This window comes from Thioclava sp. NG1 (genome assembly GCF_003122275.1).
Taxonomy (GTDB): domain Bacteria; phylum Pseudomonadota; class Alphaproteobacteria; order Rhodobacterales; family Rhodobacteraceae; genus Thioclava; species Thioclava nitratireducens.
The window spans coordinates 66,230-91,461 of record NZ_QFBB01000006.1; the positions used below are offsets into that span (position 1 = coordinate 66,230).

Consider the following 25,232-nt stretch of genomic DNA (forward strand, 5'->3'; position numbering starts at 1 on the left):
TTACCTCGGGGCGAGAACGGCAACGAGGGTGAAGAGGCGCCGCGCCGTGTCGATGTCGATCTCGGCCTTGCCTTCAAGGCGTTCCTGCAGGATGCGCGCGCCTTCGTTGTGTATGCCGCGCCGCGCCATGTCGATAGCTTCGATCTGGCTGGGCGGCAGTTTCTTGACCGCCTCGAAATAGCTCTCGCAGATCTGGAAATAGTCCTTCACCGCCTGCCGGAACGGGCCGAAGGACAGATGGAACTCTGCCACTTTCGCGCCGCTCTCGGTTTCGGTGTCGAAGACCAGCCGCCGGTCGCGCACAGCCAGCGTCAACGTGAACGGCCCTTCCGGCGCGGGTTGGCCGTCACGACCCGGGATGTCGAAGCTGTTATCCTCGAGCAGGTCGTAGATCGCGACCTTGCGCTCCTGCTCGATCTCGGGCGAGGGCGCGGGAAGGCCGCTCGTGTCCAGCTGGATATGCGAAATCCGGGCCATCACCCCTCCCCTTCGTCATTGAGCGCATCGAGCCGCGCACGCACCGACAGCCCATGCGCCTCGAGGCTTTCCGATTTCGCCAGAATCTCCGCCGAAGGGCCGATCGCCTTCAGCGCGCCGGGCGTCATCTTCGCCATGGTCGTGCGCTTGATGAAATCCATCACCGAGAGGCCTGAGGAAAACCGCGCCGAGCGCGCCGTGGGCAGAACGTGGTTCGGCCCGCCAATATAGTCGCCGATCGCTTCGGGTGTGTAGGCACCAAGGAAAATGGCACCCGCGTGTGTGATCGCTTCCGCCAGCCAATCGGGATCGGCGACGCAAAGTTCCAGATGCTCGGGGGCTACCCGGTTCGACAGCTCGGCTGCCTCCATCAGATCCCGCGCGACGATCACCGCCCCGAAATCGCGCCAGCTGGCGCCCGCGATGGCGCGGCGCTCCAGCGTCTCGAGCCGTTTTTCGACCGCCGCCGCAACCGCCTCGCCGAAGGCCTCGTCGGTGGTGATCAGGATCGCCTGCGCGCTCTCGTCATGCTCGGCCTGGCTCATCAGGTCGAGCGCGATCCAGTCCGGATCGCCCGTGCCGTCCGCGATCACGAGGATTTCGGACGGCCCCGCGATCATGTCGATGCCCACGCGCCCGAACACGCGGCGCTTTGCCGCCGCGACGAAAGCGTTGCCCGGCCCGGTGATCTTGTCGACCGCCGTGATCGTCTCGGTCCCGTAGGCCAGCGCTGCAATCGCCTGCGCGCCGCCCATCCGGTAAACCGTATCGACTCCCGCGAGTTGCGCCGCCAGCAGCACCAACGGATTCACCGCCCCGCCCGGCGTCGGGCAGGCGACCACAAGCCGCTCGACGCCCGCGACCTTCGCCGGGATCGCGTTCATCAGCACCGAAGAGGGATAGCTCGCCAATCCGCCGGGTACATAGAGCCCCGCCGCCGAAACCGGTCCCCAGCGCCAGCCAAGCTCCGCCCCGCTCGCATCGATCCAGCGCGCGTCATGCGGCATCTGACGCTCGTGATAGGCGCGGATGCGCTCGGCCGCCAGTTCCAGCGCCGCGCGCTCCTCGGCAGGCACTTTCGCGACCTCGGCCTCGATTTCGTCGGGAGAGAAAGCCAGCGTCTCGGGCGCCAGCTCCAGCCGGTCGAATTTCGTGGTCAGCTCGATCAGCGCCGCATCGCCCCGCTTGCGGATATCTGCGATGATCTCGGCCACGACAGCATCCACATCGGGACTGTCCTCGCGCTTCATCCCCAGAAGTTCGACAAACCGGGCTTCAAACCCATCTTCGCGCGTGTCCAGAAAATGCGGCATCGACAGTCTCCTTTTCCGCTTTTCGGATTAGAGACTCCCGCCCTGCCCCGCAAGCACGACGCTGCCCGCAAAGGCAATTCCAATTCGACTTGGCGAAAATATCTCCGCCGGAGGCAACCCCGGCGGCAAAACTCGGCTCACTCGGGATGATGCGGCACCTTGCCGGAGGGTGCGCGATAAGGCCGCTCCACATCACGCAGATCGACATCGAGACATTCGACATCCGCCGCCAGCGCACCATCGCCCGCCAGCGTCAGGGTCACACGCCCCGCCCCGTCTTCCGCCTCCTCGAAGGTGACGTCGAGGATCGAGAGCACCACGTCGCGATCCGACCGATCGATGCCCATGCTCGCGACATGGGTGACGTCCGAGATCACCAGCAGAGAGCGCACGCGCTCGTAGGGCCGCTTCTCGGCCTCCGCCTGCGCCTTGTCTTCCCAGCGGAAGCGATTGATCAGCAGCGCGAGACGACGGGATTTCGCCTCCCACGCGATCTCGGTGATCGGCAGCACGGCGTCCTGCACCAGCGCCGCAATCACGGGCAGGTCGTCCTTGGTCTCGGCGCGCAGCGCGATCGCGCCTTCGCCACCCTCTTCGAATTTCGCGTCACGGGTCATTCGGTCACCTCTGCATTCGATATGGGGGAGATGGCGGGGATTGCCAGCCGATCAATTCGCTTTCACGCGCTCGATATGGGCGCCGACGCCCGCCAGCTTCTCCTCGACGCGCTCATAGCCGCGATCGAGGTGATAGACACGACTGACGACGGTCTCGCCCTCGGCGGCCAGCCCCGCGAGGATCAGCGACACGGAGGCCCGCAGATCGGTCGCCATCACCGGCGCGCCCTTGAGCTTGTCGACGCCATGGACCGTCGCATGGCCGCCATGGACCTCTATATTCGCGCCCATCCGCATAAGCTCGGGCGCGTGCATGAAGCGATTCTCGAAAATCTTCTCTTCCAGAACGCTGGTGCCCTCGGCGGTGCAAAGAAGCGCCATCATCTGCGCCTGAAGATCCGTCGGGAAGCCGGGGAAAGGCTCGGTAGTCACGTCGACGGCACGAATGCGGCCGTTCTTGCGCGCGACCTTGAGGCCGGTATGGGTCTGCTCGACCGAGATACCCGCCGCATCGAGCTTCTCGCAGAAGCTCTCCAGCAGATCGATTCGCCCCCCCAGACATTCCACCTCGCCGCCGCAGATCGCGGGCGCGAGCATGTATGTGCCCAGTTCGATCCGGTCGGCGACCACCGGGTGCGTCGCGCCGTGCAGCCGATCCACGCCCTCGATCACGATCTCCGAGGTACCGTCACCCTCGATCTGCGCCCCCATTGCCCGCAGGCATTTCGCGAGATCGACGATCTCCGGCTCGCGCGCGGCGTTCTTCAGCACCGATGTGCCCTTGGCGAGCGAGGCCGCCATCAGGAAGTTCTCGGTAGCGCCGACCGAGGCGAAGCGCATCTCATGCGTCGCGCCTTTCAGTCCACCCTTCGCTTCGGCATGCAGATAGCCGTCCTTCAGCTCGATCTCCGCGCCGAGCGCCGCGAGCGCATCGACATGGATATCCATCGGGCGCGCGCCAATCGCGCAACCGCCGGGCAGCGAGACGACCGCATGGCCCAGACGTGCCAGCAGCGGCCCCAGCACCAAATTCGACGCGCGCATCTTGCGCACGATTTCATAATCCGCGACCGGGTTGATCTCGCCATGGCACGAGGTTGCGAGCACCTTTCCCTCCTGCAGCGCGGTCACTTCCGCGCCGAGAGAGGCCAGCAATTCGGTCATCGTGCGGATGTCCGACAGGCGCGGCGCATTGGTCAGGGTCAGCGGCTCATCGCTCAGAAGCGTGGCCGGCATCAGCGCGAGACAGGCGTTCTTCGCCCCCGCGATCGGGATTTGGCCGGAAAGAGGCCCGTTGCCGCGTACGACGATGCTGTCCATTTCAACTGCCCTCGGATTCGTTGTTATTCGGCGGCTTGGATTCGGATTTGCGCGCGCGCGCCTGCGCCTTGCGCCGCTGCAGATTCGCCCGGAGCGCCTGCGCCCGACGCTCTTCGCGGCTCAACCCCGCCTCGCGGGACGTGCCCGATCCGTCTTTCTTACCGCCTGTCATGGCGCCCCGTTTAACCCGCCTGCGAAATCCTGTCGAGAGAGAGCAAGATTTGCCCTTGCACCCCCGCGCGATTGCGTCTAAATCCCCGCCACGGTCGAAGCGACGGACCGAAACCGGCGCTGCTGTAGCTCAGCGGTAGAGCACTCCCTTGGTAAGGGAGAGGTCGAGAGTTCAAGTCTCTCCAGCAGCACCACTTCCCCTTCGAAAATCGAATTCCGTTAGCGTTCCGAGCGCTGCACCAAGATCCTGACCCACATTAGGGCGAGGGTTTTCGAGAGGGTCCTCTTGTCTTCCACCACCTGATCGAAGGCGCCGCGTCTCAGCGCCTGTCGGTATGTCACATCACATTTTCACGCACGTTCGCCTCACGCAAAGGGGAACGGGCGCGACTTCAATATCGGGGTCGAGGACGTATCTTTACTATAGGCCACGGGTCACTTGAGCGACCGTCAGATCGAATTCACCGGGCCGGAAACGAAAGGTACGTCAGGAGGTCCAAAATGACGCGTTGGAAGTTACCAAATGCTCTTTCAGCCAGTATTCTCGCGGTGCTGCTAAGTTCGACCGCGGCATCGGCAGGTTTTTTCTCGAGCTTCTCGCAGCCTCAGGCGCTGCCTGACGGAGCGCAGTATCAGGATGGCACATGGACTGGCTCGCCCGTCCGTCAATACTATGGCTATGTGCAGGCCCAAGCCCATGTGAAAAACGGAAAAATTTCCTCCATCGACATCCTGAGGGCACCGACGGATCGCAGGACCAGCCGATATATCAACAGCAAGGCCCTGCCGATGCTCGAACGCGAGATCGTCATGGCGCAGAATACCAACGTCTCCTACATCTCCGGCGCTACGCTCACGAGCCAGGCTTTTCTGAACTCGGTCCATGATGCGCTGCGGAAATCCCTGAAATAGCCCGGCCATGACAGTCGAGACGCGGCTCATCATGGGAATGCCGATCACGCTCGACATCCCGAATTCAGAGCACACAGGCATTCACGAGCGCGTGTTCGATTTCTTCACCGACGTCGATATACGCTTCAGTCCGTTCCGGCCGGACAGCGAAGTGTCGCGCTTCAATGCGGGCGAGGTCGGGGAGTCCGCACTCAGTTCCCAAATGCGCGACGTGCTGGAAATTGCGCATCGCATGCGAGAGTTCACGGACGGGTATTTCGACATAAGGCGCAACGACGGGACCATCGATCCCTCGGGTGTCGTGAAAGGGTGGGCGATCCTCGGCGCGGCCCAATTGATCGAGCGAGAGGGGTTCGCGGATTTCTGCATCGACGCCGGTGGCGATATACAAGTCGGCGGACGCGATGCGTCGCGACAGGAATGGTCGATCGGTATCCGCAATCCTTTCGCGCCGCAGGAGATCGTCAAAGCCGTCAAGCCGAGGGGACAAGGCGTTGCGACCTCGGGAAACTACATCCGTGGCGATCACATCTATGACCCGCATGATCGCGCCCGCCGCATCGAAGGCCCCGTCAGCATTACCGTAATCGGAAGTGACGTCCTCGTCGCGGACCTGCATGCCACGGCGGCCTTCGCGATGGGTGACGCGGGCATTTACTACATCGAAGACCTCGAGGGCGTCGAAGCCTACCAGATCCACCGCGATGGCACGGCCGTGCAAACGACCGGTTTCAAGGAGTTTGTCTTCTCATGATGAGGCTGATCAGACGTGCGTTGAATGGCGTCACCATGTATCGGTTGATGGTCTATTATCTCGGGCTCCTGTTCGTCGGCGGACTTGCCGCGGGGATGACTGGAGCGACATTCCTCGACCCTGCCGGTCTGCTTTTGTCGCTCGTGCTTGCGGTCGCGAGCGCATGGGTCACGAACCGGCTTTTCAGCATTGTGCTCAAGCTGCCGACGAATTCGGAATCCGTGCATATTACGGCCCTGATCCTCGCGCTCATCATGCCGCCAGCGGATATGGCCGACCCGACGACGCTCGCCGCGATCGTGCTCGCGTCGGTCGCAGCCATCGCCTCGAAATTCATCCTGACGATCGGGCACAAACACATCTTCAACCCGGTGGCGCTCGGTGCCGTCGTCGCGGGGATCGGGCTCAACACCCCGGCCTTGTGGTGGGTCGGCGGCACGCCGCAACTGTTGCCTCTGGTGATCCTCGGCGGGCTGCTCGTCGGCTACAAGATAGAGCGTCTCGGCATGATCGCGGTCTACATCCTGTCGAACCTCGCGGCGGTCATCGCGACGACGCCCCCCGGCATGATGGGCATGGCGCTGCAACAAACGCTCCTCTACTCGCCGCTGTTCTTCGCCGGCTTCGCGATGCTCACCGAGCCCCTGACAGCCGCCCATGGCCGTTGGTCGCGGCATGTCTATGCAGCCATCGTCGGTGTGTTGTCCTGCTCGAACATCCATATCGGGACGCTATATTTCTCTCCTGAAATGGCCTTCCTCGTGGCCAATATCTACGCCTGGGCCGCGAGTCCGAAGGGACGCTTCAAGATGAAGCTGATCGGTGTCGAGGAGATCGCAGCGAACTGCTACGAGTTCGTCTTTCAGTCGGACCGCGCCCTGAAATTCCGCGCGGGACAGTATCTCGACTGGACGCTGGGACTGCCGAAATCCGACACGCGCGGCAATCGCCGAACCTTCACCATCGCTTCCGCCCCCGGAGCGTCTTCGGTGCGGGTCGGCGTCAAGTTCACCCCCGACGGCAGCGAGTTCAAGCGTGGGCTCCTGGAGATGCAGGAAGGCGACCCGATCTATGGCTCCCAGATCGCCGGCACCTTCGTCCTGCCCCGACAACGTGAGAAGAAGCTCCTCTTCATCGCGGGAGGGATCGGAATCACCCCGTTCCGGAGCATGATCGCCGATCTCCTCGAACGCGGCGAGAAACGCGATATCGTGCTGGTCTACGCGAACAGGTCGGCTGACGAGGTCGCATATCGAGAGCTTCTGACGCGCGCGCGAAGCGAACTCGGAATGAAAGTTGTCTACGCGGTTTCCGGGGCCCCCGGCGACGCCTCGACCCTCCCCGGCACGGTGGTCGAGGGCCGAATGGACGAGACGAAACTACGCGAATGCGTTCCCGATCTGGACGAACGGCGTGTCTACGTGTCCGGAGCGAGCGCGATGGTCGCCGGCTTCCGAAAGACTCTTCGAAATTGCGGCGTCCGTCGCAGGCGGATTCACACGGATGCCTTTTCCGGGCTTTGATCTCCGCGGAGTCGTCCGCGTGCGAAATCTCTCCATTACCTGTGGTTTTGCGCCCGACTGCGAAACCGTCGTTTCGCTGAGCAAACGCCACGGTTGCGCTGTTCGCCGGGCCAAATTTCAGGCCCCGCCTAATCTGTCGGGATTTTCTCAGGTTTTACCGGGATAACGACGCCTTTCCGTTCGAGCCGTAGGGTTAACGAACCGTTACCGCGAGTGTCTCGGAAACCACACCTCGCCTTCCACCGAGAGAGGCTTGAGCGAGAGCCGTACACTCGACCGCTCAAGCAACCTTGGCATGATCGGGCGCAACCTGTGGTTTACTTCAGATTGCCGAAATCCGCCAGAATCCTGCACCTGACCTGTGAGAGCCAAGGTCTGGCTCGTTTTGGGAAAATAGGGGAATTAATGACTTATAAATTTTCGATTGCCGCGACCGCTGTGTGTTTTGCACTCGCAGGCTGCATGGGTAGCGGTAGCGACACATCCCTCTCCACCGATACGCCGACTAACAATGTACCCGGAGATACGTCCGGCGGGTCGTCGAGCGGCGGGAGCACCACAGGCTCGACCTTCGAGACTGCCACCTCCGGAACGATGGATGTTGCGACGGTGAACTCGGCGCTCGGCGCAATCTCCACCCTGTCGGCTGGCGCTCTTCCTGTCGCACAAGACCCCCAGGGGACTGCGCGCATGGATGGTGCCTTGAAATTCGAACTCCCAGGGGATGGAGGCACGCCTCGTATCGTCGCAGGGAAGTTGTCGATGGATGTCGACTTCGACAACAAAAAGGTGACCGGCGATGCCGGTAGCTTTGCCTTCTACAACCAAGCCGCTGACGGTTCCGCCTCGGACCGCCGCACCGAGAACCCGGGCACGCTTTCTGTCGACGGCACGCTCCAGAATGACGGGAGCCTCAGCGCGACAGCGAAGGGCGTGATTCAGGATGGCGTCGATATGGACACGAACCTCGACCTCGCTGGCAAAGTCTATGACGATGCTGGAACTTTGGTGACGAGCGGCTCGGTGACGGGCACTGTTTCTGCGGGAACTGAGAGCCTTGCCGTCAGTAACGGCGGCTATGTGGCGGTAGAACAATAAAAATTGTTGCCGGGAGCATCGCTCCCGGCACACCCATAGGTTTTACATGACGCTATCCGCCTCGCGCCGACTGCTCTCAGCAGCCATTTTTCTTTGCGCCACCCCTCTCTCCGCCGCACCCCAAGAACGCAGCCTCGCGGATTGGACGCAGATCGGCGCGCGCCTCAGCGCCAAGGGCGACACGCTCACCGCGATCACCATTCTCGGGACGATCGCAGCGAAGGCGCCCCACTACTCGCCGGCGCAAATCGCGCTCGAGCAAAGCCTCGACCAGATTGGCTCCCCGAAAGGCGCGGATCGGGTGTTGCGCTATGTGTCGGATCGCGCGCCGGATCGCGAGATGGCTTTCAACGCGGCCTTGCGACAACTCGATCAATCGCACCCTTGGCGGATCTCGGGGCAGATCTCGCTTCTGCCGACGAGCAATCTCGGTCATGTCTCCTCGCAGAAGGTTTTCGCAACCAAAGCGGGGCGCTTCCAGATCACGGATGGCGGCCGGGAAACGTCGGGGTTGGGGCTCGGCGCCAGCGCGAGCGTCGACTATTACATCCACCCTGCGCTCGATTGGCGGTTGCGCCTGCGCGGCGCGGTGTCGGGAAACTGGTACTCGCCCAAGGAACTGCGCTTCGTGAAACCGAGCTTTTCGGTGCGCTACGAGCGTCTCATCGCAGGAGCCTCTTGGGGCGCGACAATCGAGGCTGGGCACAGCTTCTATGCCGCTGCACATGGTCAAACGCGATCCGATGCGACCGATACGAGTCTCAACCTCGACCGCCATTGGCGGCTCGCACATGACGCCAACCTCACGGTCATCGGCTCCGTCACGCAAAGCCGCTTCGAGGCAAAACGCTATCTCAACGGGCCACGCTACGCACTCAGCCTTGGCTACGACAGAGCCATTTCACGCCGCTCCAGCCTCGAGCTCGCACTGCGGCTCGAGCGCGCAGATTTGCGTAGCGATTATCAAAGCTACACCCGCGCAGCTCTCACCGTAGGAGCGAGCCGCCGCATCACGAGAACGCTTAGCGCGGAACTCTCAGCGACAGCCGGGCTGCGCGACTTCGACGGGGACTTTCCGTTGTTCGGAAAGCCACGCGTGGATCGCGACATTTCCCTCACCGCCTCAGTCGGGCTGGAAAGCTTCAAAGTGATGGGCACGACACCTCAACTGAGCTGCACCGCGCGGCGCAACCGGTCGAACGTGTCGCTTTACAGCTATCTTTCGCTCGATTGCGGCGTACATTTCGTCACCCAGTTCTGAGGGCGTCTTCTTCGCAAAGCCCCAGTTCCACCACCCGCGCGACAACTGCATTGGTCGTACGAAGGCCGAATTTCTCGCGCAGATTCCGGAGATGCATGTCGACCGTCGAAACCGAAACGCCCAATGCGAAAGCCACCTGTTCCCGGCGTTCGCCACGCACGGCGCGGACAAGGATCTGACGCTCGCGGCGGGTGATATTCGGAATGTTTTCTTCCGCTGCGAACTCCTCCGTATTCAGAAAAAGGATACAGCGTGCGCGTCCGGGCGCGAGCGGGAGGAGATTTATTTGCCTCAGGTTCGGCAGGCGCTTGACGCGAGGCCGGAGCACGGTGGCTTGCGCCGCCCAACGGGCGGTGGCCGAGAGGACCGGCGCGCGCAAGAGGCGTCCGCCCGGGACCATTGACAGGCTCAGAGGTTCGCGCGCGGTGATGCCGAGGTCTCGTTTGAGGAAGGTTTGCATCGGCGCATTCGGTCCGGCGACTATCCCGGATGAAAAAATATCGCAGGCGGCCTCCAGCGCAGCGCACTGGCTAACCCCTGCGCCGTTTTGAAACGGATAGGTCATGAAATCTCTGAATGAATACAATCATCTATATATGAATCATTCGTATCCGATTTCTGACGCCGTTCACAATACGATTCACGACAACTCACGAAAAAAACGGCGCGGTCGAGGCCGACCAGTCGCTACTCGGAACTCCGGTCAGTCGCAGGGGGCGATGTGGATCGGGGCCTCGCGATCGGCACCTATGGTTTCGCATTTCTTCGAGCAGAGCGTCCAGCCCGAGATCGTGGCGCCGGAAGCCGCGAGGGTCAGCGCGGGCACATCCGGACCATCGGTCGTCCAGACCCACCAGCCATCCTCGAAATGACCACCCGGACCCGGCTCCATCCCGGCACCCGAGCCTTTCACCGCCGCGCCGACGAGGCGCAGCGTGTCATGGTCGGTCACCTGCCAATGTTCGCGCCAGCCCTCATGCTCGACCGAATGCATCCATTGGAGCGAGAACTGACCATCGCTCGCCAGCGCCACCATCGCGGCGCCGACCATCAGGCAGGAGGCGCTCATGCCATCGCCCGCTTGCGGCCCAGCCAGAGCGCCGCGCCGAACGCGGCGACGAGCGCGAAGCCGATCTCGTCGGTCAGCGGCAACGCCGCGATCAGGGTGAAGCCCGCGACCATGGCCAGCGCGCGCTCCCAGATCGCCAGCGGGCGGCCCAGCCAGCCGATCACCGCAACACCCCAGAGCGACAGCGCCAGCAGCGCCTTGATCACGATGTAGGCGACCGCCGGCCAATAGCCGATCGCGGCGGCGAGTGGCCCACCATCCTGCAGCATCAGCGCGGGCGTGTAGACCGCCATGAAGGGCACGACGAAACCTGCGGCGGCGACCTTGATCGCTTCGAAGCTGATCTTCAGACCGCTCTCCTTCGCAATGGGTGCCGCCGCGAAACAGGCGAGCGCCACGGGGGGCGTCAGGTCCGCGAGAATCCCGAAATAGAAGACAAACATGTGGCTGACGATCAGCGGCACGCCGAGGTCCAGAAGCGCCGGGCCAGCGATCGAGGAGGTGATGATGTAATTCGGGATCGTGGGAATCCCCATGCCCAGCACGATGCAAGTGATCATGGTCAGGATCAGCGACAGGAACAGGCTCGATTTGCCGACGCCGACGATGAACTGCCCGAAAGTGGTCGCGGCCCCCGTCAGGGTCATCACGCCGATGATCACGCCGACGAGCGCGCAGGCAATGCCGACGGGAAGCGCGGTCCGCGCGCCATCGGCAAGACTGTCACGACAGAGCGCCAAGGTTTCGCGCCCGCCCTTCGAGAAGACGTTGATCGCGATCAGCACCGCGATGGCCAGCAGCACCGCCCAGATGCCGAATTCGAAGAAAGCCGCCGCGACCAGCGCCAGCACGACCCAGAAGATCACACGCAGCACCTGATTGGGCAGGCCGAGCGCGACCGACCCGCCGAGAATCAGGAGGCCCGTGAGCGACAGGCCCACGGTACCCGCGAAAAGCGGCGTGTAGCCGGTGAACAGAAGGTAGACGAGCACGGCCAGAGGCAGCAGCAGATACCACCCCTCTTTCAGCGCCTTGCGCGGGCTCGGCAGTTCGGATTTCGCAAGGCCCCGCAGATCGCGCTTTCCGGCCTCCAGATGGACCATCCAGAACGCCCCCGCGAAATAGAGGATCGCCGGGATCAGCGCGGCCTTGACGACCTCGACGTAATCGACGCCCAGCGTCTCTGCCATGATGAAGGCCACAGCGCCCATCACCGGCGGCATGATCTGCCCGCCCATCGAAGACGTGGCCTCGACGCCGCCCGCGAAGGCGGAGCGGTAGCCGAAGCTCTTCATCAGGGGGATCGTGAACTGCCCGGTGGTCACGACATTGGCGACGCCCGAGCCCGAGATCGTGCCCATCAGCCCCGAAGACAGAACGGAGACCTTCGCGGCCCCGCCCATCCTGTGCCCGACCATACCGAGCGAGACATCGGTGAACAGCTTGATCATCCCGGCTTTCTCGAGGAAGGCGCCGAATAGGATGAACAGGAAGATATATGTCGCCGACACATAGGTCGGGATGCCGTAGATGCCTTCGGTGCCGAAACTCATCTGTTCGATCACCTGCTCGAAGGCGTAGCCGCGATGGTTCAACGGTGACGGCAGGTGTTGGCCGAACATGGCATAGAGGAAGAACGTGCCCGCGATGATCGGCAGCGCCGGACCCATCAGCATCCAGGCGGCGACGAAGACGGTGATCAGAAGCACGCAGCCGACCACGAGGTCGAGCGTGTTCGGATCACCCGCGCGCAGCAGAAGCGGCGTGTATTCGATCCATTGATAGGCGGCGACAGCGACTCCGGCTGCGGCCAGGATATAGGCGATGGAGCGTCCGACCGGACCGAAGCCTCGGGCGATGGCAAGCAGCGGAAAGCCGAGCGCGAGCAGGAAGCCCACATGGACGGCCCGCGCAATCTGGCTCGAGGGGTTGATGACATGGGCGGCGAAGGCGATCTGCCAGACAGAGAAAGCGACCGCGAGCCAGAACAGCGCCCGCCCCTCGCGCGATTGCGGAAAGCCGCCAGCCAGCGGATCGTGCACCGCCGCGTCGACCGCTGCTTCTTCTTTGTTGTCCATGCCTGTCTCCTCCCCCGGTTTGGGCGCATTGGCCCGAACGATCAGGGGCGACCCGAAAAGCGCGCCGCCCCTCACCTGAGCTCTAGCGGCTTATTTCAGCACGCCCTGCTCCTTGTAGTATTTCTCCGCACCCGGATGCAGCGGGATCGGAAGACCCTGCACCGCCGCCTCGAGCGAGATGCCGTTCGCGGCCGAATGCGCGGCCTTGAGCGTGTCGAGATGTTCGAAGAGTTGCTTCGTCATCTGGTAGGCCTCTTCATCCGAAACACCTTCGCGGGTGACGAGGATGTTGGTGATCGCCACCGTCGGCACATCCGCGTCCTGCCCCGGATAGGTACCTGCCGGGATCACGCCTGCCTTGTAGGGCGCGCCGAGCTTCTCTGCGATGTCGGCGGGGATCTCGACGAAGGTCACGTCCTGCGTGGTCGACAGATCCTTCAGCGCCGCGTTGCCCAGACCCGAGGACTGGAAGGTCGCGTCGAGCTGGCGGTTCTTCATAAGTTCGACCGATTCCGAGAACGGCAGGTATTCGACCTTGCCCAGATCGTCATAGCTCATGCCCGCCGCGTCGAAGATCTTGCGCGCATTCAGCTCGGTGCCCGATTTCGCCGCACCGACCGAAAGGCTCTTCCCCTTGAGATCGGTGATCGTGGTCGCGCCGGCATCCTTGAGTGCGGCGAGCTGGATGTAGTTCGGGTAGATCGCGGCGATCGCGCGCAGCTTGCCGAGCTTGGCCTTGAAGCCCGCATCCGCATTGCCTTCCCACGCATCCTTTACCGAGTCGCCCAGTGCGAAGGCCAGCTCCCCCCGGCCCTGTTGCAGCAGGTTCAGGTTCTCGACCGACGCCTTGGTCGATTGCACCTGAACGCGCACGTCCTTCATGTTCTCGCCATAGACTTCGGACAGAGCCACACCGAGCGGATAATAAACGCCCGAGGTGCCCCCGGTCAGGATGTTGATGAAGCTTTCGGCCTTGGCCACGGGTGCGCTCAAAGCAATCGCCCCGGCGACGAGCGCGCCGAGCTTGATGTGTTGGAACATCGTAATCCTCCCATATGTCATTGCCCGCAGTGAAAAGCGGGACCGACCCCAAAGTGACGGGTTTTGCGCGGGGATCAATTCAATTCACGTCGATGAAACCAGAAAGCGGAAAATTCTCCGCTTGACGTGAACGACGGCGCGCTCGATCGCAATCAGGGTTCCCGAGCGGAAGTTTCGAATTTCGCTATGCGCTTGACGCTACGAGCCCTATCTGCTCGGAAACAGATGATTTTCTTCTTCAAAGCCCCTATGCGCTCTTTGCCTCCCTTCCGATACTCCCCCGCCCGCTGGCCCGCAGCATTGCGTTGGGCCGTGCTGCTTGCGAGCTCCGCAGTTTTGGCTTTCGCGCTGAGCCTTGCGCATCTCTCGGCTGCGTTTCTGCTGGGTCCGATGGCGGCCGCGATCACGCTCGCCGCGAGCGGCGGGGCCGTGCGTTTACCGCCTCTGGGCTTCGTTGCCGCGCAAGGTGTCGTGGGGGTGATGATCGCCTCGAAGCTTCCCGCCTCGATCCTGCCCGAGATCGCCCGCGACTGGCCGATCTTCCTTGCCGGGACACTCTCGACCGTGCTGGGGGCGAGCGCGCTCGGCTGGGTGATGGCGCGTGCGGGCGGGTTACCGGGCACGACGGCGATATGGGGTTCCTCCCCCGGTGCCGCGACGGCGATGACGCTGATGTCGGACGATTACGGCGCCGATATGCGCCTTGTCGCCGTCATGCAATATACCCGCGTCGCCTGCTGCGCGATCGCCGCAACTGCCGTCGTCCAGCTCTTCGGCGTGGCACAGGGCGGCGAGGTTGGCACGGCAATGGCTCAGGAGGGTCCGACCGACTTCCTCGGCGCGGCGGAGTCGCTTGCGCTCGGGATCGGGGCGGGCTTTCTGGGGGTGCGGCTGCGCATTCCGGGCGGCGGGCTGCTGCTGCCGATGGCCTTCGGCTTGATCGCCAGCGCCACGGGCCTGCTGGAGATCACCCTGCCCCAGACCGTGCTCGCGATCAGCTACGCGGTCGTCGGCTGGGGCATCGGAATGCGCTTTACCCGTGCCGTGCTGGGCCATGCCGCACGGCTTCTGCCGCGCATCCTCGGCTCGATCATCGCGCTGATCGCGCTCTGCGCCGCTTTTGCCATGGGGCTGGTCTATTTCGCCGGGATCGAGCCGGTGACCGCCTATCTCGCCACCAGCCCGGGTGGCGCGGATTCGGTGGCGATCATCGCGGCGGGCACGCAGGTCGATGTGCCCTTCGTGATGGCGATGCAGATCGCCCGATTCCTGCTGGTGCTAGTCGCGGGCCCCGCGCTCGCCCGCGCATTGTCACGCAGGCGAGGTGATGTGTAACCCGTTCACTCGTTGAACTGGGTTTCACCGTGATTGTAGGGCTGCTGCTGGATCATCAACACGCCCGAATTGTCATCGGGATCGTCGTCGTAATGATCCTTCTCGGTGACGCCCGGCAGTTCCCCGAACGCCCGCGACAGCTTCAGCGGCGAGAAGGTGAAGGGAATCTGATCGTGCAGCCACGGCATATCGCGCAGCGCGCTCGACACCGAATCCGCACACATCATCTTGTTGACCGAGCCATTGCGCTCCACCCGCGCCATCAACTGATCGGCCTGCGCCATCGTCAGTGGCATTTTCTGCGCGCGCACGTACCAGCTCTTGCGGGCATGATAGTCGATGTAGAATTTCCGCATCTTCTCGGTGATGCCGAAATGCACGTCGTTGCGCTCGGGTGCCCAGGGATGGTTCCAGGTGCCCGCCGGATCGAAGATGATCCGCTCGCGCCCGTTGATCAGCAATGCCGAATGCCCGCCCGACCCGGTATTGGTCGAGATCACGGTATAAAGCGTGACCGAAGGCGGCTCGTCGGAAACATAGCGATATTTGGCGACCTCGGCATCCGAGGCGTAAATGTGGTCTGCACCGCAGCCGGCTAGGAAAAGCGGCAGCATCAGGCAGACAAGAAGCAGGCGCATCATCTACCTGATCTCCCGTTCTGAGTGTCTCTCAGCTGCGCCGGTCGCGTCAGCCATTCACCAATGCGAGAAACACCAGAAAACAGATGATCACAATCACCGAAACCGTGACGAAGCGAACAAATCCGTTGAATGTTCTCTCTTGGTCACGAATGTCCATGTTGCCCGGTTTGTACTCGGCCATTGCGCGTTCTCCCTATTGCGCTGATCTCCCAGAGGGAAAACTAGCCGAGCTGCGACAGGCTGTCACGTCTCGTCTTGCGGGTTCTTGGTCTCCGGCGCAATTTCTTCCTCCAGCGCACGGGCGAGCCGGAAGCCGATCCGACGCGGCGCCTCGTCCTCGGCGGGTTTCGGTTGCGCGATCAGCATCACGTTGAGCTGGTTCACATGCTGGATGAGCTGCGTGCGCGCACCGTATTCGTCGGTGCCATAGAAAGTGAGGATGTCGGGATCGAAAAAACCGATCCCCTCGATCTGCAGGACGCCCGCCTCGCCGCCGGTGAGGCCAAGCACGACTTCTTCGTCTTCCTGCAGCTGCTCTTCGAAGTTCTGGATATAGAGCAACACTCGCTCATAGGCCCATTGCGCCGGGCTCTTGTCCTCGGGCCGCGCCCGAGCCAGTTCGGGCGGAAGCGGTTTGACCTCGGCGGTCTTCGGCGCGTTCTCCGAGGTATGCACCACCTTCGCATTCGGAAGGGCAGCTTCCTCATGGGCTTCGGCGGTGGTGCGTATTTCGGTCATTTCAGGCTCCAGAGCCAGGCGCCGTCCTCTCGCAAGGTACGGCTCACCTCTCCTTTGTGCCAAAGATGGTTGAGATGCGCCATCGCTTCGACCATCGCAAGCCCGTGGGTACTCTCGTCGATCTGGCGCTTGAACAGCGGCGGGAAGCAATCGCAAGCGGTGCGCGGGGTGTCGAGATGCTTGCGCAGACGTTTCAGCGCACCCTCGTGGTTCTCGATCATCTGACGCAGCCGCAGCGGCAGCCCGGTGAAAGGCAGCTTGTGGCCGGGCAGCGCGAGATGGCGATCCTCCGCGATCTCGGCAAACCGCGCGCAGGAGGTAAGCCAGTCCGCCAGCGGATCGGCCTCGGGTTCGGTCGCGTAAACACCGAGATTGGCCGAGATCGAGGGGAGCAGCTGATCGCCGCCCAGGACCAGATCGTCGTCCAAACTCCACAGCGTCGCGTGTTCGGGCGCGTGCCCGTCGCCCATCTTCACCGCCCAACGCCGCCCACCGAGGGTGATCTCGTCGCCCTCCACGATCCGGGTGAAACCGAGCGGCATCGCATGAACGCAATCGGCGAAGTTGAAGGGGCGTTCATTGGCGCGTTTGTCCAGAAGCGCCGCGTCCATCCCGGCGCGGCGGTAATAGGTCAGGGTCTCGGCCACGGGCCGATCCTGCGGATCGAGTTGCAGCATCCGCGCAAACAGCCACGAGGTCCGCGTGGTTATCAGCTCCGCGCCCTGCTTCTGCAGCCAGCCTGCCAGCCCGATATGATCGGGGTGGTAATGGGTCACCAGAACCTTCGTGACCGGCCTGCCACCCAGCGGTCCGTCCATCGCCGCCTGCAGCGCCGCGCGACATTTGCGCGTGTCGATGCCCGGATCGACAAGCGCCCAGTTATCGCCCTCGTCCAACGCAAAGCAATTGACGTGATCGAGCGCCATGGGCAGCGGCAGCCGGATCCACATCACGCCGGGTGCGACCTCGATCGCGCCGCCCGGATCTGGCGGCTCTGCCCAAGGATAGCGGATGCCGCTCGTCGACGCGGGGGTGTCCTCGCCCCTCATGCCTCGAGATCTTCGACGCTGAGCGCGTAGAGCCCCTCGGCCCCCTCCTTCGCCTCGGCCAGCGAGGCCGCATAGGCCGGCATCAGGCGGCGGATATAGACGGCGGCCAGATGCCCGCGCGCGGAATCGCGCCCCTCGGCCATGGCGGCGCGCAGGTGGTAATAGCCCCCCAGCACCCGCGCGAAGGCGTCGAGATAGGGCACGGCACCCGCGAAACGATCCTGCATGCCTTGGCGCACCATCCATTCCGTGTGCTCGCGCAATTCCTCGGCGGCCTGCCAGACGTCTTCGGCCAGCACCGGGAAATCGCCACGTGCGCCCTGCGCCTCGTCCTCGATTTCCTGCAGCAGACGGAAGGCGGCCTTGCCCTCGTCCATCATTTTGCGGCCCACGAGGTCCATCGCCTGAATGCCGTTGGTGCCTTCGTAAATCGTGGTGATCCGCACGTCGCGCAGATATTGCGCAGCGCCCGTCTCCTCGATGAAGCCCATGCCGCCATGGATCTGGATCCCGGTCGAGGCAACGCGGATGCCCATATCGGTGCCATAGGCCTTCGCGATCGGCGTCAGCAGCGCCGCGCGGGCCTGCCAGTTCGCATCGCCGGTCGCACGCCCCATGTCGATCGCCACCGCACAGGCCAGCGCAATCGACCGCGCCGCGAAGATTTCGGCCTTCATGCCCGAGAGCATCCGGCGCACATCGGCATGCTCCACGATCGGCGCGAATTGCACCCGGTCCTTCGCATAGGCCAGCGCCTGCTGATAGGCCGCTTCGGCCACGCCGATGCCCTGCGCGCCGACGTTCAGACGCGCGTTGTTCATCATCGTGAACATCGCGGCCATGCCCTTGTTCTCTTCGCCGACGAGCCAGCCGGTCGCGCCCTCGTAGCTCATCACGCAGGTCGGCGAGCCATGGATACCCAGCTTGTGCTCCAGCGAAACCACTTTCAGCGAGTTCGCCACGCCCGGCTTGCCATCGGCATCCGGGATCAGCTTCGGCACCATGAACAGGCTGATGCCCTTCGTGCCGGGCGCCGCATCGGGCAGGCGCGCCAGCACGAGGTGGCAGGTATTCTCGACGCAATCATTGTCGCCCCAGGTGATGTAGATCTTCTGGCCCGAGATCGCATAGGTGCCGTCGCCATTCGGCACCGCCTTGGTCTTGAGCGCCCCCACGTCGGAGCCTGCCCCCGGCTCGGTCAGGTTCATCGTGCCCGACCATTCGCCCGAGATCAGCTTGGGCAGATACAGTGCCTTGATCTCGTCGGAGGCGTGATGCTCCAGCGCCTCGATCTGGCCCTGTGTCAGCAGCGGGCTGAGCTGCAGCGCGAGGTTCGCGCCCGATAGCATGTCGTTGAAGCCGACGTTGAGCGCCTGCGGCAGGCCCATCCCGCCATGTTCCGGGGTCGCCGCGATGCCAATCCAGCCGCCTTCTGCAAGCGCCGCGAAGGCCTCCTTGAAACCGGGCGACGAGCGGACAACGCCGTTCTCCAGTTTCGCGGGCGTCAGGTCGCCGTCGCGATTGGTCGGCGCGATCACCTCGTCGCATAGTTTGCCGCCTTCGGTGAGGATCGCCTCGACCATATCAGGGGTCGCCTCGGCGAACATCTCGGTGGCGGCGACGGGCGCAAGCGGCACGACGTGATCGAGGATGAAACGAATGTCGGTGACGGGGGAACGGTAAGTCATGGGTCTCCTCCGGGCAGCTTGGCAATTGCCGCGCGCGCGTCTATGTCCTGTCGGGTTGCCGATACCCTACCGCAAGGGCAGCCCCCTTCAACTCCAACGCTGCGTCACGACTGCATGAGCCAAGCCACGAAACTCCTTTCCGCCGATGCCGAGGGCTATGCACAGGCAGCCGCCCTGCTGCGCGCGGGCGAACTGGTCGCGATGCCGACTGAGACGGTCTACGGGCTTGCAGGCGATGCGCGCAACGACCGCGCGGTGGCGGCCATCTTCGCGGCGAAGGGACGTCCGAAATTCAATCCGCTGATCGTGCATCTGCCTTCGATCGAGGCGGCGGAAGAGATCGCCGTGGTCTCTGACGATGCACGCCAGATCGCCGCGCGCTACTGGCCGGGACCGCTGACGCTGGTGCTGCCGCTGCGCCCCGATGCCGGGCTTTCCGATCTGGTGACCGCCGGGCATGACACGGTCGCGATCCGCCTGCCCGCGCATCCGGTCGCCCGCGCGCTGCTGACGGAATTCGGCGGGCCGCTCGCCGCGCCTTCCGCGAACCCCTCCGGCAAGATCAGCCCGACCACAGCGCAGCATGTGATTGACGGGCTGGACGGCAAGATCGCGGCGGTGATCGACGGCGGGCCCTGCGTGGTCGGGGTGGAATCCACCATTCTCGCGCTCGACCCGCCCGCGCTGCTTCGCCCCGGCGGGGTCGCGGCCGAAGAGATCGAGGCACTGATCGGCCAGCCACTGCCCACCGGCGGTGACGCATCCAAACCAAATGCACCGGGGCAGCTCAAATCGCATTACGCGCCGGGCGCGGCCGTGCTGCTGGACGTGACCGCCCCGCGCCCCGACGCGGTCTGGATCGGCTTCGGCGGCGATTGCCCGACCGCCGATCTGAACCTGTCGCCTTCAGGCGATCTGACCGAAGCCGCCGCAAATCTTTTCGCTATGCTGCGCAAAGGCGATGCGCTGGCGAAGACGCGCGGCCTCGACACGCTCGCCTTCGCCCCGGTCCCGGAAACCGGCCTCGGTCGCGCGATCAACGACCGCCTGCGCCGCGCGGCGGCGCCGCGCGACTGATCGCGTCTTCGTTTTGGCTAAAATATCCCGGGGGTGAGGCGCAAACGCGCCGAGGGGGCAGCGCCCCCTCCTCCATTCAGCCCTCAGGCATGCCCCGCTGCAGCCGAAAGCGTCCTCGGGTCAATCCCCATGCCTTCCAGCGCGCGCACCCATTTCGTCTCGTGATCGCTATCGAGTGCGAGATCGGCATCGCTGTCGGCGGTGAGCCAGCCATTGTCGAGGATTTCCTCTTCAAGCTGCCCCGGCCCCCAGCCCGCATACCCCAGCGCCATCAGCGCCTGGTTCGGGCCGCGCCCCCGCGCGATGTCTTCGAGAATGTCGCGCGTGCCGGTCATGCGCAGGCGATCGGTGACCTCCATCTGGCCCTCGCCGGTCGTCCAGTCGGGCGAATGCAGCACGAAGCCGCGCCCGGTCTCGACCGGGCCACCGAACAGGATCGGCTGATCGAGGCGGATATCCGCGCCGGGCCGGTCGATATCGAGGCTTTCGAGAAGGTCCGAGAAGGCCGGCGAAGGCAAGGGCTTGTTGATGATCAAGCCCATCGCACCCTCATCGGAATGGGCGCATACGGCGATCACCGAATGCTCGAATCGCGGATCGCCCATGCCGGGCATCGCGATCAGAAACTTGCCTGTCAGGTCCATCTCGATCCCCTTCGCAAAATGCATCCCGTCTCTATTCAAGGTGGCGCGGGGAAGACGTCGATTCAAGCCGGACGCAGGAATTGTTTGGTATTGTGACGCGCCTGGACAAAATGTTGCACGCTTCTGTCGCGTTTGTGACTTCTGAACGTGCAGGGAAGCGACTAGGTAAAAGATATGACACGTTTGTTACCAGTGATGGGAATTCTGCTCGGTTGTTGCCCGCTTGGCGTGGCGGCGCAGGAAGCTGTTGCGCAGATCGCAGCGCAGGAGCAGGTCGCGCCGCAGGAGGCATCAATGCCCGCACTGCCGACGCCCCCGGGGCTGGAACAGGCGCAGCTGCGCGCAGGCGGAAAAGGCGCGAATGGCGCCCGTATGGCGGCGCTGGAGATCGCGCTCGCTCCCGGTTGGAAGACCTATTGGCGCTCGCCGGGCGATGCAGGCATCCCGCCGCATATTCAGTTCACCGGGTCGAGCAATCTCGCCTCCGCCGTGGTCCACTGGCCCGCACCGGAAGTGTTCCTGTCCTCCGGGATGCGCACCGTCGGCTATCACGACGGCGTCGTGCTGCCGATCTCGGTGACGCCGAAAGACCCGGACAAGCCGGTGCAGTTGAAAGCCGATGTGATGATCGGGATCTGCGAGAATATCTGCGTGCCGGTCAGCCTGCAGCTGGAAACGGAGGTCACCGTCGACGGCACCACCGATCCGAAGATTCAGGCGGCGCTTGCACGCGAACCACGCCAGATCGACCCGCCGACGCGCTGCGAGACGGAGCCGAAGAAGGACGGGGTGCGACTCACGGCGCGGATCGACCTGCCGCCCGCGATCGGCAAGGAAAATACCCTTCTGGAACTGGCCTCGCGCCCGGTCTGGGTGTCCGAGGCCGACAGCCACCGCGAGGGCGACACCCTCGTGACGAGCGCCGACTTCGTGCCGCCCGACGCGAAGCCCTTCGACCTCGATCCGAGCGATCTACGCATCACCGTGCTCTCCGATCGCGGCGCGGTCGAGATCATGGGCTGCACCGAGTAATCACCCCTTCAGGCGTCGGGCTTCTCAGACTTCGGGCGGCGGCCTGTGGCGGATATGGCCGCGCAATAGCCGCGGCGCGATCAGCCCCGCCCCCATCGCCACCATCGCCGCGATCAGCGCGAAGCCTCCGAAGGCGGGCATCAGCACCTCACCCTTCCACATCGCGCGGCCCAGCGTGAGCGCGAAGCCCAACGCCATCAGCGCGGCGACCCCGGCGAGCACAGCGCGCAGCCGCAGGACCCGCACGCCGTGACGCACCGCCTGCACCTGCCGCCCGAAATCGAGCTGCACCGCCAGCACCGCGGGCACGACCAGCAACACGATCACCATCCCGAAGCCCAGACCGTAGACCAACGTGATGACAGTGGATTTCAGGAACAGCGCCGAACTCGACTGTTCGTAGAGTAGCGGCGCGAGGCCCAGAACCGTCGTCAGCGTCGTCAGCAGCACCGGGCGCAGACGATCCGAGACCGCGTCGACGATCGCGGGCACCATGCCGCGTCGTTCGGCATATTCGTCCACCGTTGAGATCAACACGATCGCGTCATTGATGATGATCCCCACCATGCCGATTCCGCCTACAACGGCGAACATCGACATCGGCAGGTTCCAGATGTAGTGGCCCCAGATCGCGCCGACCGCGCCGAAGGGGATCACCGACATCACCACGATCGGCCGGGTCCAGCTCGCGAAGATCCACGCCAGCACGATGTAGATGCCGATCAGGCACATGATCAGGCCCATCATGGCGTCGCTCAGGAAGTCGCGCTCCTGCTCGGCCTGCCCGGTGAGCGTATAGGCCACGCCGCGCTCCTCGGCGATGCGGGGCAGGATGTCGTCGCTGATCCGCGCCATGATCTCGTTGGCCCGCGCCGGGTCGTCCTCGGAGACATCGCCGGTGACAGAGACCTGCCGCACGCCATCCTCGCGCCGGATCGTCGAGAAGCCCGTCTGGCTGCGCACCGAGACGATATCGGCCAGCGGCACCCATTCGCCGCCCGGTGCGCGCAACTGCATCCGGTCGATGAAATCCGCAGCTAGTTCCTGCTCGGGAAGCTCCACCCGGATCGTGGCCGAGCGCACCCCGTCGGGGAAGCTCGCAGCCTCGGTGCCGTTCAGGCGCGCGCGCAATTCTCGGCTCAGCGTCGCGATATCGAAGCCCAGCGCCTCGCCCTGCGGGGTTAGATCAAGGATCAACTCCTGCTTGTCATAGGCGAGGTTGTCCTCCACCGCCGAGACTTCGGGGAATTGCGCAAGCTGCGTCTTCAGGTCTTCGGCGGCCTCCTTCAGGATGCGCGTCTCGCTACCCGAGAACTGGACCGCGATACCGTCCCCTGCCCCGCCGGAGCGGAAACGGCGGAAGCTGATCTCCTCGACCAGCGGCATGCGCGGCGTTTCGGCCTGCAGTCGCGAGACGAAGTCGAAGCTGGAATAGGGCCGGTAATCGGGGTCGATCACCTCGATCGAGATCGAGCCGAGAAGATCGGCATCCTTGGTATCGGCAGAGGCCAACCCGCGCCCCGACGCGCCACCGATCTGTCCCAGCGCGTATTCGACCGGGTTCACCCCGTACTCATCCTCGAACTCCTTCGCGACCTTGGTGACGGTCGCCTGCATCGCGCGCATCATCTCTTCGGTGTCGGCCCGCGTCGCGCCCTCGACCATCGAGAAGGCGCCGTTCACCGTCGATTGTTCCGGCGGGTTGAAGAAGCGCCACTGTACCTTGCCCGACATCACGAAGCTGACCTGCCACAGCAGAAGCGCAATTGCCGCCGCGATCACCGGGTAGCGCCCGATGACGATGAGGCGGGTCAACGGCTTCATCACCACGCGGCGGAACCAGTCGAGGCCTCGGTTCGCCTGCCGCGAAGGCCAGTCGTACCATTTGCCCTCGGACGTATGCCGCAGCGCGTGGCTCATATGGTTGGGCAGGATCACGAAGCACTCGATCAACGAGGCAGCAAGCACCGCGATCACCGTGTAGGGAATATCGACGATCATATTACCCATGCGCCCGCCGATCACGGTCAGCCCGGCGAAGGCGATCACCGTGGTCAAGGTCGAGGCGAAGACCGGGGCGGCCATGCGCCGCGCGCCATTCTCGGCGGCGAGCGTGGGATGCTCTCCCAGATGGCGGGCGCGGAAATCGGCATGCTCGCCCACCACGATCGCATCGTCGACGACAATCCCCAGCGTCAGGATGAGCGCAAAGATCGAGATCATGTTGAGCGTCATCCCGGTGAAATACATCACCGCCAGAGCCGCAGCCATCGAGGTCGGGATCCCCATCGCCACCCAGAAGGCCGTGCGCGCATTGAGGAACAGGAACAGCAGCACCAGCACGAGGCCCAGCCCCAGTACCCCGTTGCCCACCAGCAGATCGAGGCGCTGCGTGATGGCGTCGGAGCGCGTGCGCACCAGATCCATCGAGGTGCCCGCCGGCAGCGTCGGCTGCATCTGGTCGATCACGCCTTCGACCTTGCGCTGGATCGCGATCGCATCGCCAGCCGCAGAGCGCGCGACATTGATCACCACCGCCGGATTGTCGCCGACGAAATAGGCCTGATTGCGGTCCCCGCCCTCGACCCGGATATTTGCGACGTCGCCCACGGTCAGCTGCGAACCATCCGGTTCGGTGCGGATCACGAGGTTCTCGATTTCGGGGGCGGAGCGGCGCTCTTCGCCCGTGCGTACCCGCGTGGCACCGCCCGCCACTTCGCCCGCCGGATCGGTATTCGCCTCGGCGGAGATCACATCGATGATCTGCGTCAGCGTCACGTCATGGGCCATCATCGAGACGGTCGGCACTTCGACCACCGTCTCGGGCGCGGCGATCCCGGCGAGCGAGGTGCGCGTGACGCCCTGCTGGTAGAGCCGCACGACCGCCTCGTCGCCCAGCCGGCCCAACTGCTCCGGCGAGAGCGGCCCGGTGATCACCATGTCGGTCACCGTTTCGCGCCAGACGCCGCGTGCGACTTCCGGGTCTTCGGCCCCCTCGGGCAGATCGCCTGCCGAGGCCAACGCGTTCTCGACATCGTTCACCGCGCGGGACATGTCCCAGCTGGGTTCGAAATCGAGACTGATCCGCGCCGAGCCTTCCGAGGCTCGGCTGTCCGAGGCTTCCACCCCCTCGACCGAGATCAGTGACGGCTCCAGCACCTGAACGATCGCCCGGTCGACCTCCTCCGCGCCAGCGCCGTCCCATTTCACCGAGACGGTGATCGATTCCTCGACCGAGTCCGGGAAGAACTGCGCGCGCATCCGCGGCAGGGCAACGAGCCCCGCGCAGATCATCACGACCAGCACGATATTCGCCAGCGTCGCGTGGCGGGTGAAGAGGCCGATCAGCCCGCGGGCGGGCGGCAATTCGCGCGGATCGAGGTCGGAGCGCATC

At 64.1% G+C, this 25,232-nt stretch carries 24 protein-coding genes and 1 tRNA gene; 9 read left to right on the top strand and 16 right to left on the bottom strand.

Going from position 1 to position 25,232, the window contains the following annotated elements:
• From DEM26_RS12700 to DEM26_RS20580, 5 genes are all read right to left on the bottom strand, one after another.
• Positions 1 to 477, bottom strand: a complete 477-nt coding sequence (locus DEM26_RS12700; protein ID WP_075775990.1) for a UPF0262 family protein — start codon at positions 475 to 477, stop codon at positions 1 to 3.
• Positions 477 to 1,790, bottom strand: a complete 1,314-nt coding sequence (hisD, locus tag DEM26_RS12705) for a histidinol dehydrogenase (protein WP_109172564.1) — start codon at positions 1,788 to 1,790, stop codon at positions 477 to 479. Before hisD ends, DEM26_RS12700 begins: the two co-directional genes overlap by 1 nt.
• 137 nt (positions 1,791 to 1,927) lie before the next feature.
• On the bottom strand, positions 1,928 to 2,407 hold the full coding sequence (locus tag DEM26_RS12710; protein WP_088720320.1) for a DUF2948 family protein: 480 nt from the start codon (positions 2,405 to 2,407) through the stop codon (positions 1,928 to 1,930).
• A gap of 51 nt (positions 2,408 to 2,458) precedes the next feature.
• Entirely contained in the window at positions 2,459 to 3,727 is a 1,269-nt protein-coding gene (murA, locus tag DEM26_RS12715) for a UDP-N-acetylglucosamine 1-carboxyvinyltransferase (RefSeq protein WP_075775987.1), read from the bottom strand.
• A 1-nt stretch (position 3,728) separates the two neighbouring features.
• Positions 3,729 to 3,899 (bottom strand): hypothetical protein, encoded by a 171-nt coding sequence (locus DEM26_RS20580; protein ID WP_167733383.1) that lies wholly within the window; start codon positions 3,897 to 3,899, stop codon positions 3,729 to 3,731.
• Positions 3,900 to 4,017: 118 nt separating this feature from the next.
• Here DEM26_RS20580 and DEM26_RS12720 point away from each other — a divergent pair.
• The 6 genes from DEM26_RS12720 to DEM26_RS12745 all read left to right on the top strand — a co-directional run bounded on the left by DEM26_RS12720 (position 4,018) and on the right by DEM26_RS12745 (position 9,446).
• Positions 4,018 to 4,092: transfer RNA gene (locus tag DEM26_RS12720), tRNA-Thr, on the top strand.
• Between the two features lie 307 nt (positions 4,093 to 4,399).
• Positions 4,400 to 4,810: an FMN-binding protein gene (locus DEM26_RS12725; protein ID WP_075775981.1), complete on the top strand. Its 411-nt coding sequence runs from the start codon at positions 4,400 to 4,402 to the stop codon at positions 4,808 to 4,810.
• A gap of 7 nt (positions 4,811 to 4,817) precedes the next feature.
• The gene (locus tag DEM26_RS12730; protein WP_109172565.1) at positions 4,818 to 5,564 is read left to right on the top strand and encodes an FAD:protein FMN transferase; all 747 of its coding nucleotides are present in this window, start codon (positions 4,818 to 4,820) and stop codon (positions 5,562 to 5,564) included.
• The gene (locus DEM26_RS12735; protein WP_109172566.1) at positions 5,561 to 7,087 is read left to right on the top strand and encodes a ferredoxin--NADP reductase; all 1,527 of its coding nucleotides are present in this window, start codon (positions 5,561 to 5,563) and stop codon (positions 7,085 to 7,087) included. The genes DEM26_RS12730 and DEM26_RS12735 overlap by 4 nt, the downstream gene beginning before the upstream one ends.
• Positions 7,088 to 7,492: 405 nt before the next feature.
• A complete protein-coding gene (locus DEM26_RS20205) occupies positions 7,493 to 8,185 on the top strand; it encodes a hypothetical protein (RefSeq protein ID WP_146194461.1) in 693 nt (230 codons plus the stop codon).
• A gap of 46 nt (positions 8,186 to 8,231) precedes the next feature.
• The gene (locus DEM26_RS12745; RefSeq protein WP_109172568.1) at positions 8,232 to 9,446 is read left to right on the top strand and encodes a surface lipoprotein assembly modifier; all 1,215 of its coding nucleotides are present in this window, start codon (positions 8,232 to 8,234) and stop codon (positions 9,444 to 9,446) included.
• Here the strand turns inward: DEM26_RS12745 and DEM26_RS12750 are convergent.
• The 4 genes from DEM26_RS12750 to DEM26_RS12765 all read right to left on the bottom strand — a co-directional run bounded on the left by DEM26_RS12750 (position 9,433) and on the right by DEM26_RS12765 (position 13,634).
• Positions 9,433 to 10,011 (bottom strand): helix-turn-helix transcriptional regulator, encoded by a 579-nt coding sequence (locus tag DEM26_RS12750; RefSeq protein ID WP_088720326.1) that lies wholly within the window; start codon positions 10,009 to 10,011, stop codon positions 9,433 to 9,435. The two genes, DEM26_RS12745 and DEM26_RS12750, sit on opposite strands and share 14 nt — an antisense overlap.
• A gap of 138 nt (positions 10,012 to 10,149) precedes the next feature.
• Positions 10,150 to 10,515, bottom strand: a complete 366-nt coding sequence (locus DEM26_RS12755) for a DUF1850 domain-containing protein (RefSeq protein ID WP_088727937.1) — start codon at positions 10,513 to 10,515, stop codon at positions 10,150 to 10,152.
• On the bottom strand, positions 10,512 to 12,593 hold the full coding sequence (locus DEM26_RS12760; protein WP_088720327.1) for a TRAP transporter permease: 2,082 nt from the start codon (positions 12,591 to 12,593) through the stop codon (positions 10,512 to 10,514). Before DEM26_RS12760 ends, DEM26_RS12755 begins: the two co-directional genes overlap by 4 nt.
• Before the next feature lie 90 nt (positions 12,594 to 12,683).
• Entirely contained in the window at positions 12,684 to 13,634 is a 951-nt protein-coding gene (locus tag DEM26_RS12765) for a TAXI family TRAP transporter solute-binding subunit (RefSeq protein WP_075775976.1), read from the bottom strand.
• A gap of 312 nt (positions 13,635 to 13,946) precedes the next feature.
• Here DEM26_RS12765 and DEM26_RS12770 point away from each other — a divergent pair, with 312 nt between their 5' ends.
• On the top strand, positions 13,947 to 14,969 hold the full coding sequence (locus DEM26_RS12770; protein ID WP_369907842.1) for an AbrB family transcriptional regulator: 1,023 nt from the start codon (positions 13,947 to 13,949) through the stop codon (positions 14,967 to 14,969).
• A gap of 5 nt (positions 14,970 to 14,974) precedes the next feature.
• Here the strand turns inward: DEM26_RS12770 and DEM26_RS12775 are convergent, their stop codons facing one another.
• From DEM26_RS12775 to DEM26_RS12795, 5 genes are all read right to left on the bottom strand, one after another.
• Positions 14,975 to 15,610: a hypothetical protein gene (locus DEM26_RS12775; protein ID WP_233243098.1), complete on the bottom strand. Its 636-nt coding sequence runs from the start codon at positions 15,608 to 15,610 to the stop codon at positions 14,975 to 14,977.
• A 46-nt stretch (positions 15,611 to 15,656) separates the two neighbouring features.
• Positions 15,657 to 15,791: an aa3-type cytochrome c oxidase subunit IV gene (locus DEM26_RS12780; RefSeq protein WP_075775975.1), complete on the bottom strand. Its 135-nt coding sequence runs from the start codon at positions 15,789 to 15,791 to the stop codon at positions 15,657 to 15,659.
• A gap of 62 nt (positions 15,792 to 15,853) precedes the next feature.
• Positions 15,854 to 16,348, bottom strand: a complete 495-nt coding sequence (locus DEM26_RS12785) for a DUF6173 family protein (protein WP_075775974.1) — start codon at positions 16,346 to 16,348, stop codon at positions 15,854 to 15,856.
• Entirely contained in the window at positions 16,345 to 17,397 is a 1,053-nt protein-coding gene (locus DEM26_RS12790; protein WP_109172569.1) for an MBL fold metallo-hydrolase, read from the bottom strand. The genes DEM26_RS12785 and DEM26_RS12790 overlap by 4 nt, the downstream gene beginning before the upstream one ends.
• Positions 17,394 to 19,085, bottom strand: coding sequence for an acyl-CoA dehydrogenase (locus DEM26_RS12795; protein WP_109172570.1), 1,692 nt, complete (start codon positions 19,083 to 19,085; stop codon positions 17,394 to 17,396). The genes DEM26_RS12790 and DEM26_RS12795 overlap by 4 nt, the downstream gene beginning before the upstream one ends.
• A gap of 114 nt (positions 19,086 to 19,199) precedes the next feature.
• Here DEM26_RS12795 and DEM26_RS12800 point away from each other — a divergent pair, with 114 nt between their 5' ends.
• Entirely contained in the window at positions 19,200 to 20,162 is a 963-nt protein-coding gene (locus DEM26_RS12800; RefSeq protein WP_109172571.1) for an L-threonylcarbamoyladenylate synthase, read from the top strand.
• An 83-nt stretch (positions 20,163 to 20,245) separates the two neighbouring features.
• On the opposite strand, the gene DEM26_RS12805 is transcribed toward DEM26_RS12800, so the two are convergent.
• Positions 20,246 to 20,806: a YqgE/AlgH family protein gene (locus DEM26_RS12805; RefSeq protein ID WP_075776024.1), complete on the bottom strand. Its 561-nt coding sequence runs from the start codon at positions 20,804 to 20,806 to the stop codon at positions 20,246 to 20,248.
• Positions 20,807 to 20,980: 174 nt separating this feature from the next.
• On the opposite strand from DEM26_RS12805, the gene DEM26_RS12810 reads away from it, so the two are divergent.
• Positions 20,981 to 21,838: a protein-disulfide reductase DsbD domain-containing protein gene (locus DEM26_RS12810; protein WP_109172572.1), complete on the top strand. Its 858-nt coding sequence runs from the start codon at positions 20,981 to 20,983 to the stop codon at positions 21,836 to 21,838.
• A 24-nt stretch (positions 21,839 to 21,862) separates the two neighbouring features.
• Here the strand turns inward: DEM26_RS12810 and DEM26_RS12815 are convergent, their stop codons facing one another.
• Entirely contained in the window at positions 21,863 to 25,231 is a 3,369-nt protein-coding gene (locus tag DEM26_RS12815) for an efflux RND transporter permease subunit (protein ID WP_109172573.1), read from the bottom strand.
• Position 25,232: the final 1 nt, after the last annotated feature.